We start from the raw sequence: 12,681 nt of genomic DNA, 5'->3' as shown, positions 1-12,681 counted from the left end.
TCATCCTTGGCACGCTGTATTAGCGGTCAATCTCCCCGAACACAATATCTTGGGTTCCAATAATAGTTACAGCATCAGCCAACATGTGGCCACGGGACATCTCATCCATTGCAGATAGATGGACAAAGCCAGGTGCACGAATCTTCATACGGTATGGCTTATTCGCGCCATCAGAAATTAAGTAAATGCCAAACTCACCTTTAGGATGCTCAACAGCAGAGTAAGCCTCGCCATCAGGAACATGCATACCCTCTGTAAAGAGTTTGAAGTGGTGAATCAACTCTTCCATATTAGTTTTCATATCCACACGCTTTGGCGGAGACACCTTATGGTTGTCGCTCATGACTGGACCATCATTTGCCTTGAGCCAAACCACGCACTGTTTAATGATACGGTTGGATTGACGCATCTCTTCCATGCGCACTAAATAGCGATCATAAGAGTCGCCATTCACACCAACAGGAATATCAAAGTCGAGTTTGTCGTAAGTTTCATAAGGTTGCTTTTTACGCAAATCCCACTCAATACCGGAACCACGCAACATAGGGCCAGTGAAGCCAAGCTGCAAAGCGCGCTCCGGAGTCACGACGCCAATACCAACCAAGCGTTGCTTCCAAATACGGTTGTCCGTTAAGAGATTGCAATACTCATCCACGTTGGCATCAAAACCATTGGAGAATTGCTCAATGAAATCAAGCAATGTACCGCTACGGTTTTCATTCAGACGCTTAATAGCAGAGGTGCTACGAATCTTAGACTTTGAGTACTGCGCCATCTGCGTTGGCAGGTCACGATAGACTCCACCCGGACGATAGTAAGCAGCATGCATACGTGCACCTGATACAGCTTCGTACATGTCAAAAATATCTTCACGATCACGGAAAGCGTACAAGAACACGGCCATGGCACCCACATCTAAACCGTGACAACCAATCCACAAGAGGTGATTTAGTAGACGCGTTAACTCGTCATACATCACCCGGATGTACTGTGCACGCAAAGGCACATCTACTTGCAGCAACTTTTCAATTGCCATCACATAAGCATGCTCGTTTGCCATCATCGATACATAGTCCAAACGATCCATGTAAGGAACGTTCTGAATCCAGGTACGTGTCTCTGCTAATTTTTCTGTAGCGCGATGTAATAAACCAATATGCGGATCAGCGCGTTGGATCACCTCTCCATCAAGCTCTAACACGAGACGCAATACGCCATGCGCTGCAGGATGCTGAGGTCCAAAATTGAGAGTGTAGTTCTTAATTTGTGCCATGACTTAAACCGGGCCTCCGTACTGCTCTTCGCGCACAATACGTGGCGTGATTTCACGCGCTTCAATTGTGACTGGCTGATACACCACACGCTTTAACTCTGGGTCATAACGCATTTCTACGTTGCCAGAGATTGGGAAATCTTTTCTAAATGGATGACCAATAAAACCGTAGTCAGTCAAGATGCGGCGTAAGTCTTCATGACCATCAAACAAAATGCCGTAAAGGTCAAATGCCTCACGCTCAAACCAATTTGCCGAAGCCCATACTGGTGTTAGCGAAGCAACTACTGGGTAGGCATCTTCTGGTGCAAATACGCGTACACGCAAACGCCAGTTATGAGCTACAGATAAAAGATGTGTCACTACGCCAAAACGCTGACCACCCCACTGTCCATCTCGATAGTCCTGGTAATCCACTCCGCATGAATCAATTAATTGCTCAAAAGCCAATGATGGTTCATCACGCAACAACATAGCAGATTCAAAATAGGTATCTGCATTAACAACAACAGTGACTTCGCCCAAAGCAATCTGGATAGATTGGGCACGCTTACCTAAAACTTTTTCTAAATTAGCTGCGAGTTGAACTAAACGATCTGACATGGTTTAAGCCTTCCGCGCAATCGTGCTGGTGCGAGCGATCTTGGATTGCAACTGAATAATTCCATAGATCAAGGCTTCTGCTGTAGGAGGGCAACCAGGAACATAAATATCGACTGGCACGATACGGTCACAACCGCGAACTACTGAATAGGAGTTATGGTAATAACCACCACCATTAGCACAGGAGCCCATGGAGATCACCCAGCGTGGCTCAGGCATTTGATCGTAAACTTTGCGAAGTGCTGGAGCCATCTTGTTGCACAAAGTGCCTGCAACAATCATTAAATCTGACTGACGCGGAGATGGGCGGAAGACCACACCAAAACGATCCAAGTCGTAACGTGAAGCACCTGCATGCATCATTTCTACAGCGCAGCAAGCAAGGCCGAATGTCATTGGCCATAAAGAACCATTACGAGTCCAGTTAATTAACTGGTCCGCAGTAGTGGTAACGAATCCTTCTTTGAGAACGCCTTCTAATGCCATATCGATCACTCCCAGTCGAGAGCGCCCTTTTTCCAGATATATACGAAGCCCACAATAAATTCCAATAAGAAAATCACCATAGAGGCATAACCGAACCAGCCAATATCACGCAGAGCCACGCCCCACGGAAACAAGAATGCTGTTTCTAAATCAAATAAGATAAATAGAATTGCGATGAGGTAGTAACGTACGTCGAATTTCATACGCGCATCTTCGAAGGCCTCAAAACCGCACTCATAGGGAGACAGTTTTTCAGCATCTGGTTTCGATGGGGCCAAAATTTTTCCGAGGAACATGGGTACCAAACCAACCCCAATACCTACAAGGATAAAAAGCAGAACAGGAAAGTAATTAGCGAGATTCAAAATGGCCTTGAGTCGTTCGTCTGGTAAGTCCTAAGAAGCTACAAATTATCAATTACTCCACTACAAAAAACCTTGATTTAGGGCATTAAACCCTACAATTTTTACAATTTGGTGCCGACGGCGAGACTCGAACTCGCACAGCCTAAGCCACTACCCCCTCAAGATAGCGTGTCTACCAATTTCACCACGTCGGCATCTTGTAAAACTCGTCAATTCTACTGCATTGCACCACTCATTTACCTCAAAAATAGCGATAGAAACTACTTAAAACCCTATTTTTTACTTTGGAACTGCTGGCTTGGTCGGATCTTGAACTGGGGCTACTGGTGCGGCAGCAGGAGCCACGGTACCCGACAAAATTCCAGGACTTACTTCCTTTTTATTTCCGATCCAAGTAATGCCTAAGGTGCAAACAAAAAAGATTGCCGCAAAGATAGCAGTTGTGTGGGAAAGGAAGTTGGCCGAGCCGCTGGCGCCAAAAAGACTGCCGGAGGATCCAGAACCAAAAGCGGCACCCATATCAGCACCTTTGCCCTGTTGAAGCAATACGAGCAAGATCACAGCTAAAGCTGAAATAACCTGTAAAACGATCAATAAAGTCTTAAACCATTCCATGGCTTATCTCCAAATAAAAAATCTAGGCCTGACAAATGGCTAAGAAATCCTGAGGATTCAATGAAGCGCCCCCAATCAATCCGCCATCAATATCTGGCATTGCAAATAGTTCAACAGCATTATCAGGCTTGACACTGCCGCCATACAAAATTCCCACATGGGAAGCTACATCTTCATCAAACTCTGCCAACTGCAAGCGAATCGCTCTGTGCATGTCCTGAGCTATTTGAGCGCTGGCTACTTTACCCGTACCAATAGCCCAAACAGGCTCATAGGCAATCAGACAATCCGCCAAACGATCTTGCAAAATAGCAACTTGCTTTGAAATTTGACCTCTGACTACCTCAACTTCGCGGCCAGAATTGCGCTCATCTGCAGACTCACCAACGCAGATCACAGGAATCATCCCGTTGTCTAATACCTGCAGTGCTTTTTCTGCCACCTGCTCATCAGCCTCATGATGGTACTGGCGACGCTCCGAATGCCCCACAATGACGTAAGAACAATCAAACTCTTTCAACATAGCGGCCGCAACATCACCGGTATAAGCTCCCGCTGGATAAGCTGATGCATCTTGAGCACCTAAACTTAAAAAAGCTAAAGAGCAGTCACGAATTAAATCACCACACTGTGACAAATAAGGTGCTGGAGCGCACACCACATACTTACGACCCGCAGGCATACCCTGCTCCATGCCACGGCAAACAGTCTTGACCCAGTCTGCATTACTTGCAAAGCTGCCATTCATTTTCCAGTTGCCGATAACAGTGATTGGACGCATGAAATTGAATTCAATACTTAAACAGTTAAAACAATCTTGCCAACGTGCTCGGAAGATTCCATCAGACGATGAGCATCTGCCGCTTGATCTAGGCTAAATGTTTTATAAATGACAGGCTTTAATTTCCCCGAATCTAACAAAGGCCAGATATGGGCATACAACTGTTGAGTAATTTGCTTCTTAAATGACACTGGGCGTGGGCGCAATGTAGAACCAGTAATAGTCAAGCGACGACGCAAAATTTGATTCGTACTCACTTCAGCTTTTGAGCCACCCTGAATTGCAATTATGACAATACGACCATCATCAGCCAGGCAATCGATTTCTTTTTGTACGTAAGCGCCGGTAACCATATCCAAAATGACATTGACACCCTTACCGTCTGTAGCCTTCTTCACTTCGTCGACAAAGTCTTGTGTCTTGTAGTTGATCGCCAAGTCAGCACCTAAGGCTACGCAAGCAGCGCACTTCTCATCAGTGCCTGCAGTCACAAATACTTTATGACCTAAGGCTTTCGCAATCAGAATAGCTGTCACACCGATACCGCTAGAGCCACCTTGAACCAATAAAGTTTCACCTTCTGATAGTTCGCCACGCATGAAGACATTACTCCACACGGTATAAAACGTTTCCGGTAATGCGGCAGCCTCTTGATCGGTAAATCCCTTTGGATAAGGTAAGCATTGGGCAATTGGGGCCGCGCACAAATCTGCGTAACCACCACCCTGCACTAGCGCGCACACCTTATCACCCACTTTCAGTCCAAACAGATTGTCGACGTGACCTAAGTCACCGCCAACAATCTCACCAGCAACTTCGAGTCCAGGAATATCAGATGCGCCCGCTGGAACCGGGTAATGGCCTTTACGTTGTAGAACGTCAGGACGATTAATCCCAGCAGCCAAAACACGAATCAGAATCTCGCCAGAACCAGCACTAGGAAGCGCTGGATCAGGACGAGTGGCAGACACCAGCACTTCTGGTGCGCCAAATTCTTTAATTTCTATTACGCGCATATGAATTCCGCTTGCTAACCGAACTACTTAAGCGTTTTCGCCAGATGCAGGAGCGGCTTCAGCACCCGCCAAAGGAGCAATCGTGCCACCCTCATCCGCCATTGCAGCTTTGAGAGATAAACGTAAACGACCACGCTCATCAGCAGCCAACAACTTCACGCGAACAACTTGGCCTTCTGCTAAATAGTCTTTAACTTCTTTTACACGCTCATTAGAGATTTCAGAAATGTGCAAGAGACCATCTTTACCTGGAAGAATGTTGACCAAAGCGCCGAACTCAAGCAACTTCACTACAGGGCCTTCGTAGATCTTGCCTACCTCAGCTTCAGCAGTAATACCTTCGATACGAGCTTTTGCTTCAGCCATGCCTTCAGCAGAAGTAGAGGCGATTGTTACAGTACCATCATCTTTAATGTCGATGCTGCAACCAGTTTCTTTGGTCAAGGCTTGAATTGTTGCGCCGCCCTTGCCGATCACTTCACGAATCTTATCTGGATGAATCTTGAAAGAAACCATACGTGGAGCATGCGCAGACAATTCAGTGCGAACTGAACCCATCGCTTCTTGCATCTTGCTCAAAATATGCAAACGACCTTCTTTAGCTTGAGCTAAGGCGACTTGCATAATTTCTTTAGTAATACCTTGAACTTTAATATCCATTTGCAGAGCAGTAATACCGTTAGCAGTACCTGCTACTTTAAAGTCCATATCGCCCAAGTGATCTTCATCACCCAAGATGTCTGTCAACACAGCAAAACGGTTGCCATCCAAAATCAATCCCATTGCAACACCAGCGACGTGGGCCTTAACAGGAACGCCAGCATCCATCATTGCTAAACATCCACCGCAAACGGAAGCCATGGATGAAGAGCCATTGGACTCAGTAATTTCTGAAACCACACGAATGCTATAGGCAAAATCTTCTGCACTTGGCAATACGGGAATCAATGCACGCTTAGCCAAACGGCCGTGACCAATTTCACGACGCTTAGGGCTACCTACACGACCTGTTTCGCCAGTAGCGAACGGAGGCATGTTGTAGTGGAACATAAAGCGATCACGGTACTCACCTTCGAGTGCATCAATGATCTGCTCATCTCGTGCAGTGCCTAACGTAGCTACTACAAGGGCTTGTGTCTCACCACGGGTAAATAATGCTGAACCGTGTGTGCGCGGTAATACGCCATTACGAATCTCGATTGGACGAACGGTACGTGTATCACGACCATCAATACGTGGCTCACCATTCAAAATCTGGCTACGCACAATCTTGGCTTCGATTTCAAACATGATGTCGCTAACAGCAACCGCATCAACATCACCCTCTTCAGCTAGCTTAGCTAAGACTGTTTTGGAGATCTCCTTGAGTTTGTCTGAACGAGCACCTTTTTGACGAATCTGATAAGCCTCACGCAAAGGCGCTTCAGCCAATGCAGTGACCTTGGCGATAAATGGTTCATCTTTAGGTGCAGCAGTCCAATCCCACTCTGGCTTGCCAGCTTCGCGCACTAAATCATTAATTGCGTTGATCGCAGTTTGCATTTGGTCATGGCCGTATACAACCGCACCCAACATCACTTCTTCTGACAGCTGATTAGCTTCTGACTCCACCATCAATACAGCAGCCTGTGTACCAGCAACAATTAAATCCATTTCGCTAGTTGCTTGCTCTGTACGAGTTGGGTTCAAAAGGTATTGGCCATTAGCGTAACCAACACGTGCTGCGCCAACTGGGCCAGCAAATGGAATGCCTGAAACAGCTAAAGCTGCAGAAGCAGCGATCAATGCAGGAATATCAGCAGGAACGTCTGGGTTGATAGACAACACATGAACCACTACCTGCACTTCGTTCAAGAAGCCTTCTGGGAACAATGGACGCAATGGGCGATCAATCAAACGGGAGATCAACGTCTCGCCTTCTGATGGACGACCTTCACGACGGAAGAAGCCGCCAGGAATTTTTCCTGCAGCGTAAGTTTTTTCTAGGTAATCAACAGTCAATGGGAAAAAAGACTGGCCAGGCTTGGCTGATTTAGAGGCAACTACTGTACCCATTACTACTGTGTCATCCACGTTAACGATGACAGCACCACCAGCTTGACGAGCAATCTCGCCTGTTTCCATAGTTACTTGATGGTTACCCCATTGAAACGTCTTTACTGCTTTTTTAAACATAGTCATTCTGATCTTCTCCAAATTGTTCACGTAAAAGCCACATGGATTTCACGCTTGTCGTGGGATAAAGCAGTGTCACGACAACACTGGAGCGTTTGAAGATCACAAGGGATGCCATTCCAGGGAGACACTAGGCTCTTCAACCCAGAAACTCATTGGAATGACACGATCCCCTACACAAATAATCTTGAAGCGCTCAAAAAACATGCCATCTGCTTAAGACTGGTTCTGTTACGAAACAACCCTAAGATAGATGGCATTGCAATACCGATAAGAATTACTTACGGAGACCTAATTTCTCGATCAATGCGCGGTAGCGACCCAAATCCTTGCCCTTGAGGTAATCCAAAAGGCGGCGGCGGCGTGAAACCATCTTCAACAAACCACGACGGCTGTGATGATCTTTAGCGTTAGCTTTGAAATGGGGGGTTAATTCATTAATGCGGGCTGTTAGCAATGAAACTTGAACTTCAGGGCTACCCGTATCATTTGCGCTGCGCGCGTTATCTTTGACGATTTCCGCCGTTTTAATATCAGCAACTGCCATTTTCATACTCCTTACTTGCGAACACCTGAGCTTTCACCCAACTTGTGTCGTGCATTTATTAATCAAAACCAACAAAAAAGCTTTAAAAATCAAAGCCATCGAATTGTAGCAGATCTGCCTTAAATCCCTAGCTCTTGAGCTAGGCACTCAAACTGGGTTAAAACGATGGGTATTAGGTCAAGCCATTGATTTATATGAAATTATTATAAAAAATAACTGGAATTGCCTATTTTTTAGGCAATTCCTCATCAAATCCCCGCTTATAGCCTGGTGGGTACTTTTGCCACTCCTTGCCGCCAAGGCCCTGCTTGTAGCCGTAATCAAGTAGAGCCTGCATATAGGCAGTATCAAACTCCGTCTTATGCGGAAATTTGAAGTCTGACCCGATAAAAGCCAAGTTAAAGCTGACTCCATCAAGCTGGGTGGTGTGATAAATACGGTATAGATCGCCAATGCCTTGAGTCTGAATCATGCTAGAAATCGCCCTCTGAATGATGCTCAGGGTACCCCGCTCCGTCTCGCGCCACTCAGGATCTAAACGGGCATTGCGAATAATGTAGGCGTTACGCTGATTCTGTAGCTTGAGTTTCAAATCTTGAGCGCGCTGAGATAAGGCGCTTGGATAGAGGAATACCTGAGCAATAGCACCGCCATCGACATGCATCTCCTGAAAGCTTTGGTTAGAAACCTCAAAATCGAACATGACTGGTGAAAATGCACCCGGAATCGATGCAGAGGCCAGCATGACTTTTCTAAAAAGCTCTAAGGCCTCTGGAGTACCGATACTGGCAATCTTTCCCATATTCCAGACCACGGGTACGCCTGCATCTAAATTAGTTGTCCCAATCAAAAGCCAGCGGTTTTTAGTGGTGTACTCATTTGCTACCTTCCTCAGAAAATCTTGATCAATGTATTTTGAAATCAAATGAAACAAGGGGGTCGTGTCAGATAGGCCATCACTCAAAATGCCAGAGATCAATCCACGTTCAATGAAGATATCCCGGGGACCATATTTTGTATAAACATCGCGTAAGACAGGATCATATTCCTTCCCCATAAATGCGAAGGGAGCAATTAATGCGCCAGTACTAATACCAGTGACTAAATTAAACTGCGGACGATCGCCGCGCTCCGCCCACCCTATTAATAATCCAGCACCATATGCACCATCATCACCGCCACCAGAGAGCGATAAATAATTAGCAGGTGCATTTAAGGTTTTTTCATCCCTCACCTTAAATCCCGCCTGAATATCCACAGCCATCTGATCCACGCTCGATTGACTGGCAACCATATAGCGCACACCAGTAAAACCCGCAATTTGTGCTTGACCCATCTGCTGAGATGGCACTGCCGCTTTGCGCTGCAAGCTGCTACAGCCAACCAATGACAGCATGAAGAGAGTAAAGATACAGCGAGTGAACAGAGTCATATTAGATCGATATTGGACAAGAAGGCTTGTTGGAGTATAAAGATGGAATTCATTCATTGCGAAAATACAGCAAAGGAAAAAACGATGCGAACTCAATTCATCCAAGCATTAGCCTGTGGTCTATTAGCCCTATTCCCTACGCTAGTCTATGCGCAGTTTTCTAATCCATTTGCCGCCGACAAAACAATTGCCGAGCAACGCCAAGAGATCCTCAAGAAAAGAGAGGATACCTTAAAGGCACTATACCAAGCGCAGCCCAAGGCAAAAGAGTTAATTGAGAAATCCATTGGCTACGCGACTTTCAGCAACTTTGGTATGAAGATATTGATTGCTGGTGGAGGCACAGGTAGCGGTGTCGTTATCCAAAAAGATGGCGCTAAACCAATTTATATGAATATGGCAGAGGTTCAGGCCGGCCTGGGCCTGGGAATAAAGTCCTTCCAAAATATTTTTATCTTTCAAACACAGGCCGCACTGAATGACTTTGTGAATTCTGGATGGACATTTGGCGGTCAAGTAACTGCCGCCGCTAAGTATGAGGCTAATGGTGGCGGATACCAAGATGCGACTACAGTATCACCCGGCGTATTAATGTATCAACTGACAGACTCAGGCCTTGCCGCAGAAATTACTGGCAAAGGCACCAAGTACTACAAGAGCACGGATCTTAATAAATAAGAGGTGCATTGCGGCGACACTGCAGATGTCGCCGAGAATTTCTTAAGGCGTCATCTGCGCATTGAGCTTAGCTTGGCTAGGATCATGCAATTTATTCAGTGCTGATAAATAGGCTTTCGCTGAAGCCGCAATGATGTCCGGATCAGTTCCAACGCCATTCACGATACGTCCACCCTTTGCAAGTCTGACAGTAACCTCGCCCTGAGATTGGGTACCTGAGGTGATTGCATTTACAGAGTAAAGCAATTGCTCTGCCCCGCTCTTCACGATCTGTTCAATTGCGTTTAAGCTCGCGTCAACTGGACCATTACCTTCAGCCTCAGAGTTCACTTCTTTATCGCCAACCCGAAAAGTTACTTTTGACTTAGGACGCTCACCTGTTTCAGAGTGCTGACTTAGAGCAATGAATTTATAGAACTCACCCTCTTCGGCTGCAGCAGAATCCGACATGATGGCAATAATATCTTCATCAAAGATTTCTGATTTTTGATCGGCCAGGGTCTTGAAGCGGACAAAAGCTTCGTTCAAATCCGCTTCGGCTTCAATCGCAATGCCTAACTCTTGTAAGCGCTGTTTGAAAGCATTACGGCCAGACAACTTGCCGAGCACAATCTTATTGGCAGACCAGCCTACATCTTCCGCACGCATGATCTCGTAGGTATCCCGATTTTTTAAGATGCCGTCTTGATGAATTCCGGAAGTATGCGCAAACGCGTTGGCACCTACAACTGCCTTGTTCGGCTGAACAACGAAACCAGTAATTTGCGAGACCAACTTCGATGCAGGAACAATTTGAGTTGCATCGATACCGCACACCATATCGAAATAATCCTTACGCGTACGCAAAGCCATCACAATTTCTTCTAATGCAGTATTTCCGGCGCGCTCACCTAAACCATTAACAGTGCACTCGATTTGACGCGCTCCGCCAATTTTGACGCCAGCCAAGGAGTTGGCGACTGCCATACCCAAGTCATTGTGACAATGCACGGACCATACTGCTTTATCCGAGTTGGGAACTCGGGTACGCAAAGTCTTGATGAACTCACCATACAACTCTGGAGTGGCGTAGCCTACGGTATCCGGAATATTGATGGTAGTAGCACCCTCATTAATAACTCCTTCAACTACTCTGCACAAGAAATCCATTTCTGAGCGATAGCCGTCTTCTGCTGAGAACTCCACATCCCCAGCCAAGTTTCTTGCAAAACGAATGGAACGTTTAGCCTGCTCTAAAACTTCTTCTGGAGACATGCGCAATTTCACGGCCATATGGAGTGGGCTAGTTGCCAAAAACGCATGAATCCGTTTTGCATTAGCAGCTTTCAATGCATCAGCAGCCCGAGTAATATCTTTATCATTGGCACGTGCGAGTGAGCAGACAATTGAATCCTTCACGGCTGCTGCTACTGCAGAGATTGCCTGGAAGTCACCTTCAGAGCTCGCAGCAAATCCAGCTTCGATCACATCAACCTTGAGGCGCTCTAGCTGACGGGCAATGCGCACCTTCTCATCCTTGGTCATGGAAGCACCAGGTGATTGCTCACCATCACGTAAGGTGGTGTCAAAAATGATTACTTTGTCGCTCATCACTACTCTCCGGTTCAATATTGCTTAATTATGCTTACTGCTGATTCATGTTTACTAATTAACAACCCTCAAAACAAAAACCCCAGCAATTTGCTGGGGCTGGTATGTCGTGGCTAATGAATTACTTTAATCTCATTAACCTAGGCCTTACCTGCCCCAAGCTGAAGGCTTAGTGCTAGTAGAAGCAGTTTAGAGAGGGAGAAATTCATCAACATAGATTAAATATAACCTAAATATTACAAATTAGCTAAAGCGACGGCCGCTCAGGTGTTCCCAAGCCCAAATAACATATCCCGAGATGGAATACACCACAAAGAGGCCAAACAGAGTTAAAGGCGGATTAGAAGAAATGAGAACAAAGGTCAGAATCATCAGAACCATGACGCCAAAAGGCACGCGGTAGCGCACATCTAAAGCCTTGCCACTATAAAAGCGGGCATTGGATACCATGGTCAAGCCAGCATAAACAGCCAAAAAGAAAGTGATCCAAGGGATTGCACTGTCGCGCACTGGGATCTTATTGTCATCAGCCAGCCAAATAAAACCAGCTATCAAAGAGCCAGCCGCTGGACTAGGCAAGCCTTGGAAAAACTTCTTGTCTACCACGCCAGTATTGACGTTGAAACGGGCCAAACGTAAGGCCGCTCCCGCACAGTAGGTAAAGGCAGCCAGCCAACCCCACTTACCTAAGTCTTTTAAAGCCCATTCGTAAGCAACCAACGCAGGCGCCACTCCAAAAGACACCATGTCAGCCAAAGAGTCATATTGCTCGCCGAAAGCACTTTGGGTATTAGTCATACGAGCAACGCGACCATCCATACCATCCAAAACTAAAGATGCAAAAATAGCAATAGCGGCTATCTCAAACTGGTGGTTCATCGCATTGACGATGGCAAAGAAGCCGCAGAATAAGGCTGCGGTGGTGAATGCATTAGGGAGTAAGTAAATGCCCTTGCTACGTTTACGTGGCTTATCTACGTGCAACTCTTCTACTTCAAAATCAATCCCATCACCCAAGTCCTCCGCCCACTCATTTTGAGTGCGATCAGTGCGAGAGTTTGCTAAGCGACTGCGATCGATACGGCCACGACGGCGAAATGTAGGCAAAGAATATTCCCAG

13 protein-coding genes and 1 tRNA gene are annotated in these 12,681 nt (G+C 46.2%); 1 reads left to right on the top strand and 13 read right to left on the bottom strand.

What is annotated here, in order from left to right:
• Nucleotides 1–19: 19 nt before the first annotated feature.
• From FD967_RS04000 to FD967_RS03950, 11 genes are all read right to left on the bottom strand, one after another.
• A complete protein-coding gene (locus tag FD967_RS04000; RefSeq protein ID WP_215326838.1) occupies nt 20–1,273 on the bottom strand; it encodes an NADH-quinone oxidoreductase subunit D in 1,254 nt (417 codons plus the stop codon).
• A gap of 3 nt (nt 1,274–1,276) precedes the next feature.
• Nucleotides 1,277–1,876: an NADH-quinone oxidoreductase subunit C gene (locus FD967_RS03995; RefSeq protein WP_215326837.1), complete on the bottom strand. Its 600-nt coding sequence runs from the start codon at nt 1,874–1,876 to the stop codon at nt 1,277–1,279.
• Nucleotides 1,877–1,879: 3 nt separating this feature from the next.
• Nucleotides 1,880–2,362, bottom strand: a complete 483-nt coding sequence (locus FD967_RS03990) for an NADH-quinone oxidoreductase subunit B family protein (protein WP_011902891.1) — start codon at nt 2,360–2,362, stop codon at nt 1,880–1,882.
• 5 nt (nt 2,363–2,367) lie between these two features.
• Nucleotides 2,368–2,727 carry an NADH-quinone oxidoreductase subunit A gene (locus FD967_RS03985; RefSeq protein WP_011902892.1) on the bottom strand — a complete coding sequence of 120 codons (360 nt, stop codon included), beginning with the start codon at nt 2,725–2,727 and terminating at the stop codon, nt 2,368–2,370.
• Nucleotides 2,728–2,836: 109 nt separating this feature from the next.
• Nucleotides 2,837–2,921 (bottom strand) — tRNA-Leu (locus FD967_RS03980).
• A gap of 85 nt (nt 2,922–3,006) precedes the next feature.
• Nucleotides 3,007–3,342 (bottom strand): preprotein translocase subunit SecG, encoded by a 336-nt coding sequence (gene secG / locus FD967_RS03975; RefSeq protein ID WP_215326835.1) that lies wholly within the window; start codon nt 3,340–3,342, stop codon nt 3,007–3,009.
• Nucleotides 3,343–3,364: 22 nt separating this feature from the next.
• Complete coding sequence (gene tpiA / locus FD967_RS03970) at nt 3,365–4,123, bottom strand: triose-phosphate isomerase (RefSeq protein WP_215326834.1); 759 nt, start codon at nt 4,121–4,123, stop codon at nt 3,365–3,367.
• 17 nt (nt 4,124–4,140) lie between these two features.
• A complete protein-coding gene (locus FD967_RS03965) occupies nt 4,141–5,139 on the bottom strand; it encodes an NAD(P)H-quinone oxidoreductase (RefSeq protein WP_215326833.1) in 999 nt (332 codons plus the stop codon).
• 27 nt (nt 5,140–5,166) lie between these two features.
• Nucleotides 5,167–7,320 carry a polyribonucleotide nucleotidyltransferase gene (gene pnp, locus FD967_RS03960; RefSeq protein WP_215326832.1) on the bottom strand — a complete coding sequence of 718 codons (2,154 nt, stop codon included), beginning with the start codon at nt 7,318–7,320 and terminating at the stop codon, nt 5,167–5,169.
• Between the two features lie 271 nt (nt 7,321–7,591).
• Nucleotides 7,592–7,861: a 30S ribosomal protein S15 gene (gene rpsO, locus FD967_RS03955; protein WP_112204355.1), complete on the bottom strand. Its 270-nt coding sequence runs from the start codon at nt 7,859–7,861 to the stop codon at nt 7,592–7,594.
• A 226-nt stretch (nt 7,862–8,087) separates the two neighbouring features.
• The gene (locus tag FD967_RS03950) at nt 8,088–9,293 is read right to left on the bottom strand and encodes a patatin-like phospholipase family protein (RefSeq protein WP_215326831.1); all 1,206 of its coding nucleotides are present in this window, start codon (nt 9,291–9,293) and stop codon (nt 8,088–8,090) included.
• An 84-nt stretch (nt 9,294–9,377) separates the two neighbouring features.
• Here FD967_RS03950 and FD967_RS03945 point away from each other — a divergent pair, with 84 nt between their 5' ends.
• A complete protein-coding gene (locus FD967_RS03945) occupies nt 9,378–9,971 on the top strand; it encodes a YSC84-related protein (RefSeq protein WP_215326830.1) in 594 nt (197 codons plus the stop codon).
• A 42-nt stretch (nt 9,972–10,013) separates the two neighbouring features.
• Here FD967_RS03945 and FD967_RS03940 read toward each other — a convergent pair whose 3' ends face one another.
• Together FD967_RS03940 and pssA are read right to left on the bottom strand one after the other, a co-directional pair.
• Complete coding sequence (locus FD967_RS03940) at nt 10,014–11,561, bottom strand: 2-isopropylmalate synthase (RefSeq protein WP_215326829.1); 1,548 nt, start codon at nt 11,559–11,561, stop codon at nt 10,014–10,016.
• A 243-nt stretch (nt 11,562–11,804) separates the two neighbouring features.
• Nucleotides 11,805–12,668, bottom strand: coding sequence for a CDP-diacylglycerol--serine O-phosphatidyltransferase (gene pssA / locus FD967_RS03935; protein ID WP_215326828.1), 864 nt, complete (start codon nt 12,666–12,668; stop codon nt 11,805–11,807).
• Nucleotides 12,669–12,681: the final 13 nt, after the last annotated feature.

The sequence above is a fragment of the Polynucleobacter sp. JS-Mosq-20-D10 genome, from assembly GCF_018687755.1.
Taxonomy (GTDB): domain Bacteria; phylum Pseudomonadota; class Gammaproteobacteria; order Burkholderiales; family Burkholderiaceae; genus Polynucleobacter.
The sequence above is the reverse complement of the archived record's forward strand: the minus strand, read 5'-3'. Positions and strand labels throughout refer to the sequence as shown.

What these genes read in the sequence shown, in the direction of transcription:
- FD967_RS04000 (WP_215326838.1), bottom strand. Translation starts at nt 1,273, where the DNA reads ATGGCACAAATTAAGAACTACACTCTCAATTTTGGACCTCAGCATCCT.
- FD967_RS03995 (WP_215326837.1), bottom strand. Translation starts at nt 1,876, where the DNA reads ATGTCAGATCGTTTAGTTCAACTCGCAGCTAATTTAGAAAAAGTTTTA.
- FD967_RS03990 (WP_011902891.1), bottom strand. Translation starts at nt 2,362, where the DNA reads ATGGCATTAGAAGGCGTTCTCAAAGAAGGATTCGTTACCACTACTGCG.
- secG (WP_215326835.1), bottom strand. Translation starts at nt 3,342, where the DNA reads ATGGAATGGTTTAAGACTTTATTGATCGTTTTACAGGTTATTTCAGCT.
- tpiA (WP_215326834.1), bottom strand. Translation starts at nt 4,123, where the DNA reads ATGCGTCCAATCACTGTTATCGGCAACTGGAAAATGAATGGCAGCTTT.
- FD967_RS03965 (WP_215326833.1), bottom strand. Translation starts at nt 5,139, where the DNA reads ATGCGCGTAATAGAAATTAAAGAATTTGGCGCACCAGAAGTGCTGGTG.
- pnp (WP_215326832.1), bottom strand. Translation starts at nt 7,320, where the DNA reads ATGACTATGTTTAAAAAAGCAGTAAAGACGTTTCAATGGGGTAACCAT.
- rpsO (WP_112204355.1), bottom strand. Translation starts at nt 7,861, where the DNA reads ATGGCAGTTGCTGATATTAAAACGGCGGAAATCGTCAAAGATAACGCG.
- FD967_RS03950 (WP_215326831.1), bottom strand. Translation starts at nt 9,293, where the DNA reads ATGACTCTGTTCACTCGCTGTATCTTTACTCTCTTCATGCTGTCATTG.
- FD967_RS03945 (WP_215326830.1), top strand. Translation starts at nt 9,378, where the DNA reads ATGCGAACTCAATTCATCCAAGCATTAGCCTGTGGTCTATTAGCCCTA.
- FD967_RS03940 (WP_215326829.1), bottom strand. Translation starts at nt 11,561, where the DNA reads ATGAGCGACAAAGTAATCATTTTTGACACCACCTTACGTGATGGTGAG.